The organism is Pseudomonas sp. SDO5591_S426 (assembly GCF_054070755.1).
This window is the reverse complement of sequence record NZ_JBSVXD010000114.1, coordinates 1-18,945: the sequence shown is the minus strand read 5'-3', so window position 1 is coordinate 18,945 and position 18,945 is coordinate 1. Positions and strand designations below refer to the sequence as shown.

16 protein-coding genes are annotated in these 18,945 nt (G+C 60.8%); 7 read left to right on the top strand and 9 right to left on the bottom strand.

The features are described 5' to 3' along the window. Positions 1-105 precede the first annotated feature (105 nt). Positions 106-1,452 carry a metalloprotease PmbA gene (pmbA, locus tag ACW9JC_RS20260; protein ID WP_457457125.1) on the bottom strand — a complete coding sequence of 449 codons (1,347 nt, stop codon included), beginning with the start codon at positions 1,450-1,452 and terminating at the stop codon, positions 106-108. Between the two features lie 108 nt (positions 1,453-1,560). On the opposite strand from pmbA, the gene yjgA reads away from it, so the two are divergent. Then, the gene (gene yjgA / locus ACW9JC_RS20255) at positions 1,561-2,085 is read left to right on the top strand and encodes a ribosome biogenesis factor YjgA (RefSeq protein WP_338584707.1); all 525 of its coding nucleotides are present in this window, start codon (positions 1,561-1,563) and stop codon (positions 2,083-2,085) included. 48 nt (positions 2,086-2,133) lie between these two features. On the opposite strand, the gene tldD is transcribed toward yjgA, so the two are convergent. The 8 genes from tldD to mreB all read right to left on the bottom strand — a co-directional run bounded on the left by tldD (position 2,134) and on the right by mreB (position 13,462). Beyond that, positions 2,134-3,576, bottom strand: coding sequence for a metalloprotease TldD (gene tldD, locus ACW9JC_RS20250; RefSeq protein WP_457457123.1), 1,443 nt, complete (start codon positions 3,574-3,576; stop codon positions 2,134-2,136). Positions 3,577-3,588: 12 nt separating this feature from the next. Continuing rightward, positions 3,589-4,443: a carbon-nitrogen hydrolase family protein gene (locus tag ACW9JC_RS20245; protein WP_338584705.1), complete on the bottom strand. Its 855-nt coding sequence runs from the start codon at positions 4,441-4,443 to the stop codon at positions 3,589-3,591. 152 nt (positions 4,444-4,595) lie between these two features. Further along, positions 4,596-8,399 (bottom strand): YhdP family protein, encoded by a 3,804-nt coding sequence (locus tag ACW9JC_RS20240; protein ID WP_457457121.1) that lies wholly within the window; start codon positions 8,397-8,399, stop codon positions 4,596-4,598. Positions 8,400-8,474: 75 nt separating this feature from the next. Then, positions 8,475-9,932 carry a ribonuclease G gene (rng, locus tag ACW9JC_RS20235; protein WP_416127858.1) on the bottom strand — a complete coding sequence of 486 codons (1,458 nt, stop codon included), beginning with the start codon at positions 9,930-9,932 and terminating at the stop codon, positions 8,475-8,477. A gap of 57 nt (positions 9,933-9,989) precedes the next feature. Beyond that, positions 9,990-10,586, bottom strand: a complete 597-nt coding sequence (locus ACW9JC_RS20230; RefSeq protein WP_457457118.1) for a Maf family protein — start codon at positions 10,584-10,586, stop codon at positions 9,990-9,992. Positions 10,587-10,629: 43 nt separating this feature from the next. Continuing rightward, positions 10,630-11,121 (bottom strand): rod shape-determining protein MreD, encoded by a 492-nt coding sequence (gene mreD, locus ACW9JC_RS20225; protein ID WP_338584699.1) that lies wholly within the window; start codon positions 11,119-11,121, stop codon positions 10,630-10,632. Then, positions 11,121-12,281 (bottom strand): rod shape-determining protein MreC, encoded by a 1,161-nt coding sequence (mreC, locus tag ACW9JC_RS20220; RefSeq protein ID WP_457457127.1) that lies wholly within the window; start codon positions 12,279-12,281, stop codon positions 11,121-11,123. Before mreC ends, mreD begins: the two co-directional genes overlap by 1 nt. A gap of 143 nt (positions 12,282-12,424) precedes the next feature. Continuing rightward, on the bottom strand, positions 12,425-13,462 hold the full coding sequence (gene mreB / locus ACW9JC_RS20215; protein WP_002555108.1) for a rod shape-determining protein MreB: 1,038 nt from the start codon (positions 13,460-13,462) through the stop codon (positions 12,425-12,427). A gap of 211 nt (positions 13,463-13,673) precedes the next feature. Here mreB and gatC point away from each other — a divergent pair, with 211 nt between their 5' ends. From gatC to ACW9JC_RS20185, 6 genes are all read left to right on the top strand, one after another. Next, the gene (gene gatC / locus ACW9JC_RS20210; RefSeq protein WP_007976465.1) at positions 13,674-13,961 is read left to right on the top strand and encodes an Asp-tRNA(Asn)/Glu-tRNA(Gln) amidotransferase subunit GatC; all 288 of its coding nucleotides are present in this window, start codon (positions 13,674-13,676) and stop codon (positions 13,959-13,961) included. A 16-nt stretch (positions 13,962-13,977) separates the two neighbouring features. Further along, positions 13,978-15,429, top strand: a complete 1,452-nt coding sequence (gene gatA / locus ACW9JC_RS20205) for an Asp-tRNA(Asn)/Glu-tRNA(Gln) amidotransferase subunit GatA (protein ID WP_448106324.1) — start codon at positions 13,978-13,980, stop codon at positions 15,427-15,429. A 10-nt stretch (positions 15,430-15,439) separates the two neighbouring features. Continuing rightward, a complete protein-coding gene (gene gatB, locus ACW9JC_RS20200; protein ID WP_457457116.1) occupies positions 15,440-16,885 on the top strand; it encodes an Asp-tRNA(Asn)/Glu-tRNA(Gln) amidotransferase subunit GatB in 1,446 nt (481 codons plus the stop codon). Between the two features lie 148 nt (positions 16,886-17,033). Further along, the gene (locus ACW9JC_RS20195; protein ID WP_457457114.1) at positions 17,034-17,405 is read left to right on the top strand and encodes a septal ring lytic transglycosylase RlpA family protein; all 372 of its coding nucleotides are present in this window, start codon (positions 17,034-17,036) and stop codon (positions 17,403-17,405) included. A 50-nt stretch (positions 17,406-17,455) separates the two neighbouring features. Beyond that, the gene (locus ACW9JC_RS20190) at positions 17,456-18,517 is read left to right on the top strand and encodes a calcium/sodium antiporter (RefSeq protein WP_457457112.1); all 1,062 of its coding nucleotides are present in this window, start codon (positions 17,456-17,458) and stop codon (positions 18,515-18,517) included. Then, the gene (locus ACW9JC_RS20185) at positions 18,514-18,894 is read left to right on the top strand and encodes a carboxymuconolactone decarboxylase family protein (protein WP_457457110.1); all 381 of its coding nucleotides are present in this window, start codon (positions 18,514-18,516) and stop codon (positions 18,892-18,894) included. Before ACW9JC_RS20190 ends, ACW9JC_RS20185 begins: the two co-directional genes overlap by 4 nt. Positions 18,895-18,945: the final 51 nt, after the last annotated feature.

Below are 18,945 nucleotides of genomic sequence, written 5' to 3'. Positions count from 1 at the left end.
TCCGCCGAACTCCCGTAGGAGCTGCCAAAAGCTGCGATCTTTTGACCTTCAAAAAAAAACGCGCCACCCGATGGGTGGCGCGCCTTTTTGTACAGCGGTCGGGGTTTAGCTACCCGCCACCGTCATCCGCTCGATCAACACGGAACCTGTGCGAATGTTGCTGCGCAACTCCAGGTCATTACCCACCGCAACGATCTGCTTGAACATGTCGCGCATGTTGCCGGCGATGGTCACTTCCTGGACCGCGAACTGGATTTCACCGTTCTCGACCCAGTAGCCCGCCGCGCCGCGGGAGTAATCGCCGGTCACCATGTTCAGGCCCTGACCCATCAATTCGGTCACCAACAAACCTCGGCCCATGCGACGCAGTAACGCTGCCTGGTCTTCATCACCATGGGTGACGAACAGGTTGTGCACGCCGCCGGCATTGGCGGTGCTCGGCATGCCAAGTTTGCGCCCGGAATAGGTGCCGAGGATGTACGACACCAGCTCGCCTTTTTCGACGAACGGTTTGGCATAGGTCGCCAAACCATCGCCATCGAACCCCGCACTGCCCATCGCACGCATCAGGTGCGGACGTTCATCGATGGTCAGCCACTCAGGGAACAGCTTCTGGCCCAGCGTGCCTTCGAGGAACGACGATTTGCGATACAGGCTGCCACCGGAAATCGCCGACAGGAAACTGCCGAACAAGCCACCGGCCAGTTCCGCAGAAAACAGCACCGGCACTTCGCAGGTCGGTACTGGACGCGCACCAAGACGGCTGGCCGCCCGTTGCGCAGCTTTTTGGCCGATGCTCACCGGATCCGCCAGCAAATCGCCCCGACGGTTCACGTCGTACCAGTAATCGCGCTGCATCTGGCCGTCGGCCTCGGCGATCATCACGCAACTCAGGCTGTGTCGGGTCGATGCATAGCCGCCGATGAAACCGTGGCTGTTGCCGTAGACGCGGCAGCCCTGATGGGTGCTGAGGGTGGTGCCGTCGGCGTTCTTGATCCGGCTGTCGGCGGCAAATGCCGCGGCCTCGCAGGCCAGTGCCTGTTCGATGGCTTGCTCCGGGGTGATGTCCCATTGGTGGAACAGGTCGTAGTCCTGCACGTCACGCGCCATCAGCGCCGCGTCCGCCAAGCCCGAGGCCTCGTCTTCCGAGGTGTGCTTGGCGATTGCCAATGCAGCAGCAACCGTTTCACGAATGGCGTCCGGACCACTGGCCGACGTGCTGGCCGAGCCTTTGCGCTGGCCGACATACAAGGTGATGCCGAAACCCTGATCACGATTGAATTCGACGGTTTCGACTTCACGCTGGCGCACCGAAGTCGACAGGCCCTGCTCCAGGGACACCGCCACTTCACAGGCACTGGCGCCCTGCCGCTTGGCTTCAGCGATGATCTGCTCGACTTGCTCCTGCAGTGCCGGCAATGCTTGTGGGCCGACGCTTTCAACTGCACTCATGCTGTTCTCCACTCAAATTCTGCTTTCGGTAACGGTCATCGTGCGACCGGGCCGGACAAGCGGCCCCCGACTGGTTATCATGGCGGCGTTTCTTTGCGGACTGCCACCATGGTTGATTCTTACGACGACTCCCTCGATACGGGAGAAAAAAGCAAATCCCAGGTCAAACGCGAGCTGCATGCTCTGGTTGACCTCGGCGAGCGCCTTACAACGCTCAAGCCTGACTTGCTTGGCAAACTGCCGTTGACCGACGCTTTGCGCCGGGCCCTGGCCGATGCGCCCAAGCACACCGCGAACATCGCGCGTAAACGGCATCTCCAGTTCATCGGCAAACTGATGCGCGATCAGGACACTGACGCGATTCTGGTTCTGCTCGATCAACTTGATGCCTCCACTCGCCAGTACAACGAACGCTTCCATGGCCTGGAACGCTGGCGCGATCGCTTGATCGCAGGCGACGACGGCGTCCTGGAGAAGTTCGTTGTCGACTACCCGGAGGCCGATCGTCAGCAATTACGCTCCCTGATCCGTCAGGCCCAGCACGAGGTTGCGCAAAACAAGCCTCCTGCTTCCAGCCGTAAAATCTTCAAGTACATCCGTGAGCTGGACGAGACTCAACGCGGTCTGCGTTAAATCTCTGACCGGGTGAGTCGCCAGGCGACTCACCCGAAGCTTCACTTCTTACGAACCCGTGCCACCCACGGTGATCGCATCAATCTTCAGCGTTGGCTGGCCGACACCCACCGGCACCGACTGCCCATCCTTGCCGCACGTCCCCACACCACTGTCCAGCGCCAGATCGTTGCCGACCATCGACACTTTGCTCATGGCTTCCGGACCGTTGCCGATCAACGTTGCACCTTTGACCGGCGCGGTAATCTTGCCGTCCTCGATCAGGTACGCCTCGCTGGTGGAGAACACGAACTTGCCGCTGGTGATATCCACCTGACCGCCGCCGAGGTTGGCGCAGTAGATGCCGCGTTTGACCGAGGCGATGATTTCTTCCGGATCGCTTTCACCGGCGAGCATGTAGGTGTTGGTCATGCGCGGCATCGGCAGGTGCGCGTAGGATTCGCGACGACCGTTACCCGTGCGGGCCACGCCCATCAGGCGCGCGTTGAGCTTGTCCTGCATGTAGCCTTTGAGTACGCCGTTTTCGATCAGCGTGGTGCACTCGGTCGGCGTGCCTTCGTCGTCGACGCTCAACGAACCGCGACGACCCGACAGCGTGCCGTCATCGACGATGGTGCACAGCTTGGAGGCAACCATCTCACCCATGCGCCCGCTGTAAGCCGAACTGCCCTTACGGTTGAAGTCGCCTTCCAGACCGTGGCCGACCGCTTCGTGCAACAGCACGCCGGACCAGCCGGAACCCAGCACCACCGGCAACGTACCGGCCGGCGCAGGGATCGCTTCAAGATTGACCAGCGCCTGACGCAATGCTTCACGGGCATAACCCATGGCACGGTCTTCAGCGAGGAAATAACGGTAATCGGTGCGGCCGCCACCGCCATGACCGCCGCGCTCACGGCGACCGTTCTGCTCGACGATCACACTGACATTGAAACGCACCAGCGGCCGCACATCCGCCGCCAGGCCACCATCGGTGGAGGCCACCAGAATCCGCTCCCAGACCCCGGCCATGCTCACGGTGACCTGCTGGATACGCGGATCAAGCGCACGGGTCGCCGCATCGATGCGCTTGAGCAGATCGACTTTCTCGGCACGGCTCAGCACCTCCAGCGGATTGTCCGGCGCGTAGAGTTGCGCGACATCTTGCGAGGTGAACGCCTGCACGGTGCCGTTCTGCCCGGCGCGGGAGATCGACCGGGCGGCGCGGGCCGCTGCGCCCAAGGCCTCCAGAGTGATCGCGTTGCTGTAGGCGAAACCGGTTTTCTCACCCGATTGCGCACGCACGCCCACACCTTGGTCGAGGTTGAAGCTGCCTTCCTTGACGATGCCGTCTTCCAGCGCCCAGGACTCGGAAATCTGCCCCTGGAAATACAGGTCGGCGGCATCGATGCCCGGGCCGGCCAGGTCGCCGAGCACACCTTGCAAGCTTTCGATCGTTACGCCGCCGGGCGCCAGGAGGTGTTCACTGACTGAGGACAACAACTCGCTCATATGCTTTACGCCTTAAATTCGTCGTTCTGATGCAGGTCGCTGGGCGCCCTGCGAGAAAAAGCGCCGGTGACTGGACACCGGCATCCGCGCCCGTATGGACGCCTGTTCGCTGCTATCGCGTTCGGCCAGCAGCACGGCCTCGCCTTGATCCTGTTGCGCCAGCACTCGCCCCCACGGGTCGACGATTGCCGCATGCCCCCAGGTTTCCCGAGGGCCCGGATGCGTCCCGCCCTGAGCGGCCGCGAGCACATAACATTGCGTCTCGATGGCCCGCGCGCGAATCAGCACATCCCAGTGCGCGGCGCCGGTCACGGCGGTAAAGGCCGACGGCGCGGTAATCAGTTCCGCACCGGCCGCACGCAGCTCGCTGTACAGCTCCGGGAAGCGCAGGTCATAACAGACCGTCAGGCCAACCCGGCCCACCGGCGTATCAGCCACTACCACTCCACTGCCATAAGCATAGTCATCGGATTCGCGATAACGGCCGCGATTGTCCGCGACATCGACATCGAACAGATGCAACTTGTCGTAGCGCGCCACCGTTTCGCCCTGATCATTGATCAACAGCGAGCAGGCATGCGACTTGGCCGTCGGTTGGTCCACCGGCGGCAACGGCAACGTGCCGGCCACAATCCATAACTTGAGGTCGCGTGCGGTCTGTTTCAACCACGGCAGGATCGGGCCTTCGCCCAAGGCTTCGGCGCGCCCGATGTCGGCGACGTCGCGACGGCCCATGGCGGCGAAGTTTTCCGGCAGTACGGCAAGCTTCGCCCCGGCACTCGCTGCCTGTTCGAGCAAACGCCGGGCCTGGGCCAGATTGGCCAGCACATCGCTCTGGCTGATCATTTGAATCACCGCAAAAGACATGGCCAATCCTTATCTGAAATCAACGCAAACCTGTAGGCGCTGTCGAGTGAAACGAGGCTGCGATCTTTTGATCTTTAACGTCAAAAGATCGCAGCCTGCGGCAGCTCCTACACATACGGCCATGCTACTCCATAGGTTTGGAGAATGGGTTTTCAAAAAGGTTTGTCGAAGGTGATTTTCGGTTCTTTCCACGGCCCCTTGACGGTGTACTTCACGCTGGCAAAGCGGGACACGCGGTCACCAATCAACTTGTCGATCAGGAACAGCGCACCACCGATGGCCGGTGCGCCGACGATCAGTGCGGCAATCGGCAGGTTGTTGGTCACCGGCAAGGTCACCAGCAGTTTCGCATCGATCTGGTCGGCCACCATGTTCAGGGTACCGTCCAGTTCAATGGTGCTCGACGGGCCAGTCAGGCGGATCGGCTCCTTGGTGACGTACACGCCATCGGTCGCCACCAGCAGGCCTTTGACCCGGTCATAACTCAAGCCCTTGCCGAACAGGTCGGAGAAGTCCAGGCGCAAACGCCGGCCGATGGAGTTGAAGTTGAGCAGGCCGAACACCCGCAGAGCCTGGGCACTGCCTTCAACCTCGACAAACTGGCCTTCGTTGAGCGACGCATCGAGGGTGCCGGAGAAACGTTTTGTCGCCAGCCACGCCGGCGAGCCAGGCCAGCGCCCGTCGACGTCCATATGGAAATCCTGGCTGGTAACGCTCGGCGCAAAGCCCCAGCCCTTGAGCACATCCGCAAGGTTCTTGCCGCTGGCCCGGCCCTTGAAAAAGCTGGTGCTGGCACCCGGTACGCCTTCCCAGCCACCACTGCCCTGCAACAGAATGCCCTTCAGTCCCATGTCCAGCGAATTGAAGGCAATGCCTTTGGCCGTCGGACGAATTTTCAATGACCAGCCGCCGACCAGGTCGTTACCCTGGAACAACTGGTTGATGGTGATATCCAGCGCCGGAATCTTCGTCGGATCTACCGAGGCCAGTGGATCCGGTGAGTTCTCGTCGGCCAGGACCTGTGGGTCAGGTGCCGGCAACCGCACGTATTGCAGGTTGATCACCATCGGCGCGGCTTTCGCATCGGGAATGCTGGCGCTGCCCTTGGCCTGCTGACTGTCGAGCTGCAAGGCCCAGGCGCTTGGTTTGCGCGTCAACTGCACCGAGGCCTGATCCAGTGTGGTGCCGAGGGCGCTGAGCTTGCCGACCTTGAAATCCGCACTGCTGAGCAACTGTTTGGCGCTACCGCCGGGGTCTTGCCCGGCATATTTGCTCACCAGGTCCTGCCATGGACCGACGTCCAGTTCCGACAGTACCCCGCGAATCCGCAGCCCTTTGGCGCCCGGCAACACGGCATCGCCGTTACCCAGGAACAACTCACCACGACCGTCGGCAAAATTGCCGGTCGGCGCGGCAAAAGTGAAATTGGCCAGTTCACCGTAGTTCACCCAGTAGCGGCGCTCCGCACCTTGCAGGGTCATGCGGAACGTCGTATCCCGCCCCGCATCCGCCGTCATACCGAAGGGTGCGGGCAAATCAATGGTTACGCCCTTGAGACTGGAATTGACCATCAACTGACTGTCGGCGCCGTCCAGGGTCAATTGCAGTTGATAGGGGATCACGCCGCTCACCGGCAAAGGCTGGGTCACGCTCAACCACTCGGTGAGTTTCTTGACTTCGACCTGCCCCGAGGCCGTGACCCGCGTATTGAGCTTGCCCGCACGACCATCGGCAAAAATCTGCGCAGTCACCGGTTTGTCGAACGCGCGGGCGGTGATGTTCTGCCCGCTCAGGCCCTTGGTGCTGTCGAAGCGGAAATCGCCCTTGAGTTGAGTCAGTTCCAGGGGTGGCTCGGGCAGTTTCAGACGAGACTTGGCGGTCTTGAAGTCGACCAGGATTTTCGGTTCCTCGCCTTTGGCCAGCGGAATATCCAGCTTCAGCTTGCCTTGCAGCTCGCCCTCGCCTTCCCAACCGGCAAAGGTCTCGGCGGTGCCGATCGGTGCTTCCTTGAGGATTTTCAGGCCATCGCCCAACCCGCCGGCAAATGCACCGTCGAGAAACAGATGACTGTTCTGGCCCTGCGGCACATGGGGAATATTGACGTAGATATCGCTGACCTGGGTATCGAGCAGTTGCCCCTTGCTGGCCAGAATGCGCACGCCGCTGTCTTCGACGAACACGTCACCGGTGACCTTGCTGACATGCGGCCAGCCCGGCTGGAACGCCAGTTCGGCATCGTGGACCTTGAAGAACAGGCTGATGCTGCGGTCGGTATCCGCAGCGCCGTGGTTGAGCGAGCCCTGATACTGGAAGAAGCCCTGATCCACCGCCCCTTTGAGAATCGCCGTGCGCAGCCATTCGTCTAGCGCCGGGCTGAGGACGGTCGGCAGGTACTTGGCGGTATAGCGACCGTCGCCGTCCACCAAGCCGACCCGCAGGTCCATGTAGTCTTCCCGGTTTTCTTCGAAGTACAGGCGGATCAGGAAGTCGCCGGCGATCTTGCCCTCTTCGCCCAGCACTTTCAGGTACGGCGCGATCAGGGTGAAACCTTCTTTGTCGAGTTTCCAGGTCAGGCGCGCGTTGGCCTGAATGTACTGCCATGGCTTGGCGAAAATCGGGTCCAGGTGCAGCATGAAATCCTTGCTGTCCATGCGCAGTTCGCCGTGCCCCATGTCACCGCTGATGCTGCCCGTGACATTTCGCGCCGCCGGAGCGCCGTGATACGCATCGAAGCCGACCTGCTCGAGGTTGGCCGCGAAACTGAACTTACTGTCGTCGGTGGCATTGGGTTTCACGTCGAGCAAAACATTGCGCAGTACACCCGTGACTTTGAGACGCTCGACCACCGTAGCAAAGCCTTCCGGCAAAGGTGCCAAGGCATTGAGCAAAGGCGTGAGTGGAGTGAGATCGAGGCGGTCGGCTTGCAGATGCCAGAGCTCTTCCGATTTGTCGGAGGCTGCGGTTTGCTTGAGTTGCAGATGGGTTTCCCAGCGTGTCTCGCCGAGGCTCATGGCCAGGGAATCCAGCGTCACCAGACTGCCTTCGGCGCTGCGCTGGAAGTAACCGTTGAGCGCCAGGTTGTCGATCTTGACCGGCTTGCGGTCGGCGTAGGCGCCTTTGAGTTGCGGCGCGTTCAAACGCACCGCTGCGCTTTGCAGGGTGCCTTCGCCCCACGTTGCCCATAGCTCGCCACCGGCCTTGATCTCGGAGAAATTCCACTGTTGGCTGATGTTTTCAGGCAGCCATTTCGACCAGTCACTTTGTGGCAGGCTCAGGTAAATCTCAGCTTCACCGTCCTTCCACTGGCTGGCGCGAACACGGGTCTTCAGGCTCAAGGCCATCGGCTGGCCGTCGGGCAGGGTCAGACGGGCATCGAGTCGCTGGCGAGCGGAACCGACTTTCAGGTTCATCCCAACGTAAGTCAGGGTCAGCGGCGATTCACCCCACGGCTGTAACGTGACCTGGCTGTCGAGCACCGACAACTGCTGGATCATCTGCATGCGATTGAGCAGTTGTTCCGGATCAAGGGGTTGATCGTCCTTGACCGGCAAGCCTTCGAGCGCCCACTGGCCATCATCGCCTTGCTTGAGACTGATCTTCAGGCCATTGAACGCCAGATGGGCGATGCGCACTTCACGCGCCAGCAGGCTGGCCCACAGGTCCGGCACCGCGCGCACCTGTTCCAGATGCAGGGCGTTGGCACCCTCGCCAACCGTCACATCGTGAGCCGACAAAATAGGCGCGAAGCCGCTCCAGCTGCCTTTGAGCTCGCCGATTTGCAGTGGCATGCCCAAGGTTTCAGTGGCCCGGGTTTCGATTTCGACGCGGTATTCGGCCACCAGCGGCGCCAGTTCCCGACCGAGACTGACGTACAACGCCATCAACACCAAAACCAACGCGCACAGGCCCAGACCCCAACGGGTCAGTGCGGCCAAAATGCGTGTCAGACGCTCCATGTCAGTTGGCTCCCATGGCAAAAGTTTTGCAAAAAGCTGAGGCCAGCCGTTCAGGAAAAGTTAAAACGTAGCGAATCAGAGCAGCACCACGTCGTATTGTTCCTGGGAATACATGGTTTCCACCTGGAAGCGAATGGTGCGTCCGATAAACCCTTCAAGTTCAGCAACGTTCCCCGACTCTTCATCAAGAAGACGATCGACAACTTTCTGGTTCGCCAATACACGATAGCCTTCCGCCTGATAGGCGCGAGCCTCGCGGAGGATTTCGCGGAAGATTTCGTAGCAAACGGTTTCCGGCGTCTTGAGCTTGCCGCGTCCCTGGCAGGCATTGCACGGTTCGCACAGCACTTGTTCGAGACTTTCGCGGGTGCGCTTGCGGGTCATCTGTACCAGGCCCAACTCGGTGATGCCAATGATGTTGGTCTTGGCGTGATCGCGTTCCAGCTGTTTCTCCAGCGTGCGCAGCACCTGGCGCTGGTGCTCTTCATCTTCCATGTCGATGAAGTCGATGATGATGATCCCGCCCAGGTTGCGCAGGCGCAGTTGGCGAGCAATGGCGGTCGCCGCTTCTAGGTTGGTCTTGAAGATGGTTTCTTCGAGATTGCGATGCCCGACGAACGCCCCGGTGTTGACGTCGATGGTGCTCATGGCTTCCGCCGGGTCGACCACCAGATAACCGCCGGATTTCAGCGGGACCTTGCGCTCCAAAGCTTTCTGGATTTCATCTTCGACGCCGTACAGGTCGAAAATCGGCCGCTCGCCAGGATAATGTTCCAGACGATCGGCGATCTCAGGCATCAACTCGGCGACGAACTGCGTGGTTTTCTGGAAGGTTTCCCGGGAATCGATGCGAATCTTCTCGATCTTCGGGCTCACCAGATCACGCAAGGTGCGCAGCGCCAGACCGAGGTCTTCATAGATCACGCTTGGCGCGCCGATGGTTTTGATCTGCTCGCTGATCTGGTCCCAGAGGCGACGCAGATAGCGGATGTCCATGAGAATTTCATCGGCCCCGGCACCTTCGGCAGCCGTTCGCAGGATGAATCCGCCCGCTTCCTTGATGCCTTCTTTGGCAACGCAATCGGTGACCACTTGCTTGAGGCGTTCGCGCTCGGCTTCGTCTTCGATCTTCAGCGAAATGCCGACATGTGCGGTACGCGGCATGTACACCAAATAGCGCGACGGGATCGACAACTGGGTCGTCAACCGTGCGCCTTTGGAGCCGATCGGGTCTTTGGTGACTTGCACCACCAGGCTCTGGCCTTCGTGCACCAGCGCACTGATGCTCTCTACCGCCGGGCCTTCGCGCAGGGAAATTTCCGAAGCATGAATGAACGCCGCGCGATCCAGGCCGATGTCGACAAAAGCCGCTTGCATGCCGGGCAGTACCCGCACGACTTTGCCTTTATAGATGTTGCCGACGATCCCGCGTTTTTGCGTACGCTCGACGTGGACCTCTTGCAGGACACCGTTTTCGACCACCGCCACGCGTGATTCCATCGGCGTGATGTTGATCAGAATCTCTTCACTCATGGCAGGGTCTCGTTCAGGCATGTTCACGATAATGGCCGCATCTTGTCAGTACGACGCTCAGCGCGCGTTAAGGGTTTGCCAACAGGTTATGCCGAAATGGCCGAGCAGTTCTGCGGTTTCGCACAATGGCAGTCCAACCACCGCCGAGTAACTTCCATTGAGCCCGGCGACAAACACCGCACCCAATCCTTGAATGCCATAGCCACCGGCCTTGTCCCGCGGCTCGCCGCTGGCCCAGTAGGCTGCCGCTTCATCGCGACTGATCTGGCGAAAACGCACCCGGCTGGTGATCACCCGAGACTCGCAACGCTCGCCATCCAGCACGGTAATCGCCGTCAGCACCTGATGCTCGTTGCCGGACAACATCATCAGCATGGCGCACGCATCGGCTTCATCAACCGGTTTGCCAAGAATTTTTCCGTCGAGGACCACGGCGGTATCGGCGCCGAGCACACAAAAATCCGCATCGGACACAACTGCGTCGCGCCCGGCCGCGGCTTTTCCGCGCGCCAGACGCTCGACATAGGCCGAGGGCGATTCTTCAGTCAAAGGGGTTTCATCGATGTCCGCGCTGACGGCGGTGAACGACACGCCGATCTGCGTGAGCAGTTCACGCCGACGCGGCGAGCCAGAGGCGAGGAACAGCTGTTTCATCAAGACATCTCCCTGTCGTGGTATGGGCAAATGCCTGACCGAATCAGTTGATTTTGTAGCGTCGACGCAACCCGCGCAAACCGAAGCTGACCCAAGGCCAGAGCAATGCACTGACCAGTGCCGGCAAAACCAGCGCCAGCGTTGGCTGACGATTGCCGGTCAAGGCACTGAGCCAAAGCTGAACAAGCTGCGCGAGGCCGAAGATCACCAGGATCACCAGACTCTGCTGCCACATCGGGAACATTCGCAGACGTTGTTGCAGCGCCAGCACCAGATAGGTGATGAGCGTCAGGATCAATGCGTTCTGGCCCAGCAACGTGCCGTACAACACGTCTTCAGCCAGACCCAGGCACCATGCGGTGACCATCCCGACTTTCTGCGGCAGGGCCAGCGCCCAGAATGCCAGCAGCAAGGCCAGCCACAGCGGGCGAAGGATTTCCATGAATTGCGGCAACGGCGACACGCTGAGCAGCATGCCGATGGCGAACGTCAGCCAGATCATCCAGCCGTTCCGGGAGGCTTTGACACCGACCATTATTCTCGTCCCCCAGTGGTAGCCGGTGCGGAGACTGGCGGTTTGGCAGCAGGTTTCACGACAGCGGGTTGAGCCGCCGGTGGTTTGGCGGCGGCAGCGGGCGCAGTCGCAGGCGGTTTAGTCGCGGCTGGATGCGCGGCCGCAGGCTTGACCGGCGTGGCGGCAGCCGGTGCGGTCGCCGGGGCTGCGGGAGTGGCCGCCGGTGCCGCAACGGCTGCCGGAACGATTGACGGGACTATTGCCGGTTTCGGCACGGTCGCCGGGATGATCGGCCCACCGCCCTGCGCGTCCAGAGATTCCTGGGCCTGCGCGGCGTCGTTGGCACGTTCTTCCGGGGTACGGGTGTCGCTGAACACCAGCAGCAGGTAGCGGCTGCGGTTCAGTGCTGCAGTCGGCACGGCGCGGACAATGGCGAATGGCTGGCCTGAGTCGTGGATCACTTCCTTGACCGTGGCCACCGGGTAACCCGCCGGGAAACGCTGACCAAGGCCGGAGCTGACCAGCAGATCGCCTTCCTTGATGTCGGCGGTGTCCGCCACGTGACGCAACTCAAGGCGTTCCGGGTTACCGGTGCCGCTGGCAATCGCCCGCAGACCGTTACGATTGACCTGTACCGGAATGCTGTGGGTCGAATCGGTCAGCAGCAGGACACGCGAGGTGTACGGCATCAACTCGACCACCTGACCCATCAGGCCACGGGCATCGAGCACCGGCTGACCCAGAACCACACCGTCGCGCTCACCCTTGTTGATGATGATGCGGTGGGTGAACGGATTGGGGTCCATGCCGATCAACTCGGCCACTTCGACCTTCTCGTTGACCAGTGCCGAAGAGTTGAGCAACTCGCGCAGCCGAACGTTCTGCTCGGTCAGGGAGGCAAGCTTCTGCATGCGTCCCTGCAACAGCAGGTTTTCGCTTTTGAGTTTTTCGTTTTCGGCGACGAGTTCGGTCCGGCTGCCAAACTGGCTGGCCACACCCTGCCATAGCCGCTGCGGCAGGTCGGTGATCCAGTAAGACTGCATCAACACCAGCGACATTTGGCTACGCACTGGCTTGAGCAGTGTGAAGCGGGCATCGACCACCATCAGCGCGACCGAAAGCACGACCAGCACCAACAAGCGCACGCCCAGTGAGGGACCCTTGGTGAAAAGCGGTTTAATAAGCCGCTCCTCCCAGGCAAATGTTCTCTTTATTCATACGGCAGCAAACCGGCCTGGATGCAGACTGACAGAAGATAAACGCGAACAGGCAGCACTGCAAAGTGCCGCCTGCGCGCTCAACAGCATAGAGGCGATCCGGCGACTTATTCGCTGGAGAGCAGATCCATGGTGTGTTTATCCATCATTTCCAATGCACGGCCACCGCCGCGAGCAACGCAGGTCAGCGGATCTTCGGCAACGATCACCGGCAGACCGGTTTCCTGGGCCAGCAATTTGTCCAGGTCACGCAGCAAGGCGCCACCACCGGTCAGTACCAGACCACGCTCGGCGATGTCGGAAGCCAGTTCCGGAGGCGATTGCTCCAGCGCACTTTTCACGGCCTGAACGATGGTTGCCAGGGACTCTTGCAGAGCTTCCAGCACTTCGTTGGAGTTCAGGGTGAATGCGCGTGGAACGCCTTCGGCCAGGTTACGGCCACGAACGTCGACTTCACGAACTTCGCCGCCCGGGTAGGCAGTACCGATTTCCTGCTTGATGCGCTCTGCAGTCGACTCGCCGATCAGGCTGCCGTAGTTGCGACGCACGTAGGTGATGATCGCTTCGTCGAAACGGTCGCCGCCAACACGGACGGATTCGGCGTAAACCACACCGTTCAGGGAGATCAATGCGATTTCAGTGGTACCACCACCGATATCCACGACCATCGAACCGCGAGCTTCTTCCACCGGCAGGCCGGCACCGATCGCAGCAGCCATTGGCTCTTCGATCAGGAACACTTCACGGGCACCGGCACCAAGGGCCGATTCACGGATGGCACGACGTTCGACCTGGGTGGATTTGCAAGGAACGCAAATCAGCACGCGAGGGCTAGGTTGCAGGAAGCTGTTTTCGTGAACCTTGTTGATGAAGTACTGCAGCATCTTTTCGCAGACGCTGAAGTCGGCGATCACGCCGTCCTTCATCGGACGAATGGCAGCAATGTTGCCCGGCGTACGACCGAGCATGCGCTTGGCTTCGGTGCCGACAGCAACGACACTTTTCTGGTTACCGTGTGTCCGAATAGCCACAACCGATGGCTCATTCAGGACGATTCCGCGCTCGCGCACGTAAATAAGGGTGTTGGCAGTGCCCAGGTCAATGGAGAGATCGCTGGAAAACATGCCACGCAGTTTCTTGAACATGGGAAAGGGACCCTAGGCAACGCGTGGGTAAAAAAGTGCGGCAAACTCTAACAACGACAGGGATTTTGGGCAAGGCGCCAATATGTTAAATTGGCCGCTTTTCTGTGCACCAAGCCCCACAATCGCGGCCTTATGACCGTAGAAGTGCGGTAGTGTTCCGACAATCTAACACACGGACGCCGTCCGTTTTGTTTTCCACTGGAGAATCCCAATGGCGCTAGAACGCTCCGACGTGGAAAAAATCGCTCATCTGGCCTGTCTTGGCCTCAATGATGCCGATCTTCCACACATCACTTCGGCCCTCAACAGCATTCTCGGGCTGGTCGACGAAATGCAGGCGGTCAATACCGACGGTATCGAACCGCTCGCCCACCCACTGGAAGCCAGCCAGCGCCTGCGTGCAGACGTCGTGACCGAGACCAATAACCGCGAGGCTTACCAGTCCATCGCACCAGCGGTCGAAAACGGCCTGTACCTGGTTCCGAAAGTCATCGACTAAAGGGAAAGAGCCTGCAATGCATCAATTGACTCTGGCCGAGATCGCCCGCGGACTCGCCGATAAAAAGTTTTCCTCCGAAGAGCTGACCAAAGTCCTGCTGGCGCGCATCGCCCAGCTCGATCCACAGCTCAACAGTTTCATCAGCCTCACCGAAGACCTGGCGCTGACGCAGGCGAAAGCCGCCGACGCACGCCGGGCCAATGGTGAGAGCGGCGCCCTGCTCGGCGCGCCGATCGCCCACAAAGACCTGTTCTGCACCCAGGGCATCCGCACCAGCTGCGGCTCGAAGATGCTCGACAACTTCAAAGCACCGTACGACGCCACTGTCGTCGCCAAGCTGGCCGCTGCCGGGGCCGTGACCCTGGGCAAGACCAACATGGACGAATTCGCCATGGGTTCGGCCAACGAGTCGAGCTACTACGGCGCGGTGAAAAACCCGTGGAACCTCGATTACGTTCCAGGCGGTTCGTCCGGCGGTTCGGCGGCGGCCGTTGCTGCTCGTCTGCTCCCTGCGGCGACCGGCACCGACACTGGCGGCTCCATTCGTCAGCCAGCGGCGCTCACCAACCTTACCGGCCTGAAACCGACGTACGGTCGCGTTTCGCGCTGGGGCATGATCGCCTACGCCTCCAGCCTCGATCAGGGCGGTCCGTTGGCACGCACTGCCGAAGACTGCGCAATATTGTTGCAAGGTATGGCCGGCTTCGATCCGAACGACTCCACCAGCATCGATGAACCCGTGCCGGACTACAGCGCCAGCCTCAACGGCTCGCTGCAAGGCCTGCGCATCGGCGTGCCGAAGGAATACTTCAGCGCCGGTCTCGACCCGCGCATTGCCGAGCTGATCCACAACAGCGTCAAGGAGCTGGAAAAGCTCGGCGCCGTGATCAAGGAAATCAGCCTGCCGAACATGCAGCACGCAATTCCTGCGTACTACGTGATCGCTCCGGCGGAAGCCTCGTCGAACCTGTCGCGTTTCGACGGCGTGCGCTTCGGCTATCGCTGCGAAGATCCGAAAAATCTCGAAGACCTGTACAAGCGCTCCCGTGGCGAAGGTTTCGGCCCGGAAGTGCAGCGCCGGATCATGGTCGGCGCCTATGCGCTGTCCGCCGGTTACTACGATGCCTATTACCTCAAGGCGCAGAAGATTCGTCGCTTGATCAAGAACGACTTCATGGCTGCCTTCAATGAGGTCGACATCATCCTCGGCCCAACCACGCCGAACCCGGCCTGGAAGCTCGGCGCCAAGAACAGCGACCCGGTCGCTGCGTACCTGGAAGACGTCTACACCATCACCGCCAACCTCGCGGGTCTGCCGGGCTTGTCCATGCCTGCCGGTTTTGTCGATGGTCTGCCGGTCGGCGTGCAACTGCTCGCCCCGTATTTCCAGGAAGGCCGCTTGCTCAACGTTGCGCACCAGTACCAGTTGAACACTGACTGGCACACCCGCACCCCAACCGGCTTCTGAGGAGACACACATGCAATGGGAAGTCGTGATCGGGCTGGAGATTCACACCCAGCTCACCACCCGGTCGAAAATCTTTTCCGGTAGTTCCACCACGTTCGGTTCCGAGCCGAACACCCAGGCCAGCCTGATCGACCTGGGCATGCCCGGCGTGCTGCCGGTGCTGAACCAGGAAGCGGTGCGCATGGCGGTGATGTTCGGTCTGGCGATTGACGCCGAGATCGGCCAGCACAACGTGTTCGCCCGTAAAAACTATTTCTACCCGGACCTGCCGAAGGGCTACCAGATCAGCCAGATGGAATTGCCGATCGTCGGCAAGGGCCACCTGGACATCGCGCTGGAAGACGGCACGGTCAAACGCGTCGGCATCACCCGCGCGCACCTGGAAGAAGATGCCGGCAAGAGCCTGCACGAAGAGTTCAGCGGCGCCAGCGGCATCGACCTGAACCGTGCCGGCACGCCGTTGCTGGAAATCGTTTCCGAGCCGGACATGCGCAGCGCCAAGGAAGCCGTGGCCTACGTCAAAGCGGTCCACGCGCTGGTGCGTTACCTGGGCATCTGCGACGGCAACATGGCTGAAGGCTCGCTGCGTTGCGACTGCAACGTGTCGATTCGTCCGAAAGGCCAGGTCGAATTCGGTACTCGTTGCGAGATCAAGAACGTCAACTCGTTCCGCTTCATCGAGAAGGCGATCAACAGCGAAATCCAGCGTCAGATCGAACTGATCGAAGACGGCGGCAAGGTGATCCAGCAAACCCGCCTGTACGATCCGAACAAGGACGAAACCCGTCCGATGCGCAGCAAAGAGGAAGCCAACGACTACCGTTACTTCCCCGATCCGGACCTGTTGCCGGTGGTCATCGAGAACTCGTTCCTCGACGACGTGCGCGCCACCCTGCCGGAATTGCCACCGCAAAAGCGCGAGCGCTTCCAGGAGCAGTTCGGTCTGTCGGTCTACGACGCCAGCGTACTGGCCACCAGCCGCGAGCAAGCCGATTACTTCGAGAAAGTCGCAAGCATCGGCGGCGACGCCAAACTGGCGGCAAACTGGGTGATGGTCGAGTTGGGCAGCCTGCTCAACAAGCAAGGCCTGGACATCGAAGAGTCGCCGGTTTCGGCCGAGCAACTGGGCGGCATGCTGTTGCGCATCAAGGACAACACCATCTCCGGCAAAATCGCCAAGGTGGTGTTTGAAGCGATGGCCAACGGCGAAGGCAGCGCGGACGAGATCATCGACAAGCGCGGCCTCAAGCAAGTGACCGACACCGGCGCGATCTCGGCGGTGCTGGACGAAATGCTCGCGGCCAACGCCGAGCAGGTCGAACAATACCGTGCGGCAGACGAAGCCAAGCGCGGCAAGATGTTCGGCTTCTTCGTCGGCCAGGCCATGAAAGCCTCCAAAGGCAAGGCCAACCCGCAACAAGTGAACGAATTGCTGAAAAGCAAGCTCGAAGGCTGATGCAAATGGAGCCAGCCTTCAAATCTGGCTCCTCTCCTTGTGGGAGCCAGCCTGCTGGCGATAGCGGTCTGACATTCAACCTATCCGTGTCTGACACTCCGCAATCGCCAGCAGGCTGGCTCCCACATTTGTTTTCGGGAAACCTTCAATGAAGCGTCTGCTCAGCCTTTGCGCCCTGCTCTCTTTACTCGCCGGTTGCGCCAGCAACGACATCGTCGACCCGCACGGCTACGACAAAACCGGCGTTGCCTCGTATTACGGCGCCAAACACCAAGGCAAACGCACCGCCAGTGGCGAGCGTTTCGACAAGAATTCCATGACCGCCGCCCACCGCCAGTTGCCGTTCGGCACGCGGGTGAAGGTCACCAATCTGAACAATGACAAATCCTGCGTGGTGCGCATCAACGACCGCGGGCCGCATACTCGTGGCCGCCTGATCGATCTGTCCCATGAAGCCGCCGAACGCTTGGGCATGCTCAAGAGCGGCACCGCGCGGGTACGCGTGCAAGCCCTCGACTGACACCTGGAGCCCTGGCCATTTTCGGACTAGCCGACTTACCCCTGATCAGCGTGATCGAATTGCTCAGCGGGCTGTTCCTGCTGATTGCCGGCGCCGAATTGATGGTGCGCGCCGCCGTGCGCCTGGCCGCCCGCCTGCATGTGCGCCCGCTGATCATCGGCCTGACCATCGTCGCCCTCGGCAGCAGCGCGCCGCAAATGGCCGTCAGCCTTCAAGCCACGCTGGCCCACAACGCCGACATCGCCGTCGGCAGCGTGATCGGCAGCAGCATCTTCAACATTCTCGTCACCCTCGGGCTCTCGGCGCTGATTATTCCGCTGCGGGTTTCAAGGCAATTCGTGCGCCTGGACATTCCGCTGATGATCGGCGCCAGCCTGCTGGTGTTCGTACTGGCGTGGAATGAAGAATTGACCCGCGCCGACGGTGTGATCCTGTTGGCGGCATTGCTCCTGTATCTGGCCTTGTTGCTGCGCCAGTCGCGGCATTCCGTGCGCCCGGTATCGAGCCATGACCACGCCGGGGAGGCGCCATGGATCACCAGCCTGCTGCTGATCGTCGCCGGGCTGGGGATGCTGGTGTATGCGGGGCATTTGTTGCTGGGCGCGGCGGTGGTAGTGGCCACCGACCTGGGCTTGTCAGAGCGAATCATCGGCTTGACCATCGTCGCGGTCAGCACCTCCCTGCCTGAACTTGCGACCTCGTTGATCGCCGCGTTGCGCGGTGAACGAGAAATCGCCGTGGGCAACGTGATCGGCAGCAATCTGTTCAATCTTCTGGGGGTGCTCGGGGTGACGGCGCTGATTGCGCCATCGCCATTGTCGGTCTCGCCCAACGCCCTGGATTTCGACCTGCCCGTAATGCTTGGCGTCGCCGTGCTGTGCATGCCGGTGTTCTATTCCGGCTACCGGGTGACCCGCGCCGAAGGCCTGCTGTTTTTGGGTTTGTACCTGGCTTACGGCCTGCACGTGGTGTCGTTCACCACCGGCATGCCGCTGGCGGGCAAGCTTGAACACTTGATGCTGTTTTTCGTCCTGCCGGCGCTGTTGGCGTTCTTGCTGTTCACGTCGCTGCGCGCCTGGCGTCGCCAACACCATAAGAGGGAATTGCCATGACCGAGAACAAGAAACCCGGCGTTGAAGTCCGTCGCCAAGTGATGGGCGACGCCTTCGTCGACCGCGCGCTGGGCAATGCCACCGAATTCACCCAGCCGTTGCAGGACTTCGTCAACGAGCATGCTTGGGGCGCTGTGTGGAACCGTGGAGGTCTGCCGCTGAAAACCCGCAGCCTGATCACCCTCGCCGCGTTGACCGCACTGAAGTGCCCGCAGGAGTTGAAAGGCCACGTGCGCGGCGCGCTGAACAATGGTTGCACCGTGGATGAGATTCGCGAGGCGTTGCTGCATTGCGCGGTGTATGCCGGCGTACCGGCGGCGATTGATGCGTTTCGGGCGGCGCAGGAAGTGATTGATACCTACCAGAAGCCTGAATAATTTCGTTGTCTTGAAAAGATCGCAGCCTGCGGCAGCTCCTATATTGGAATG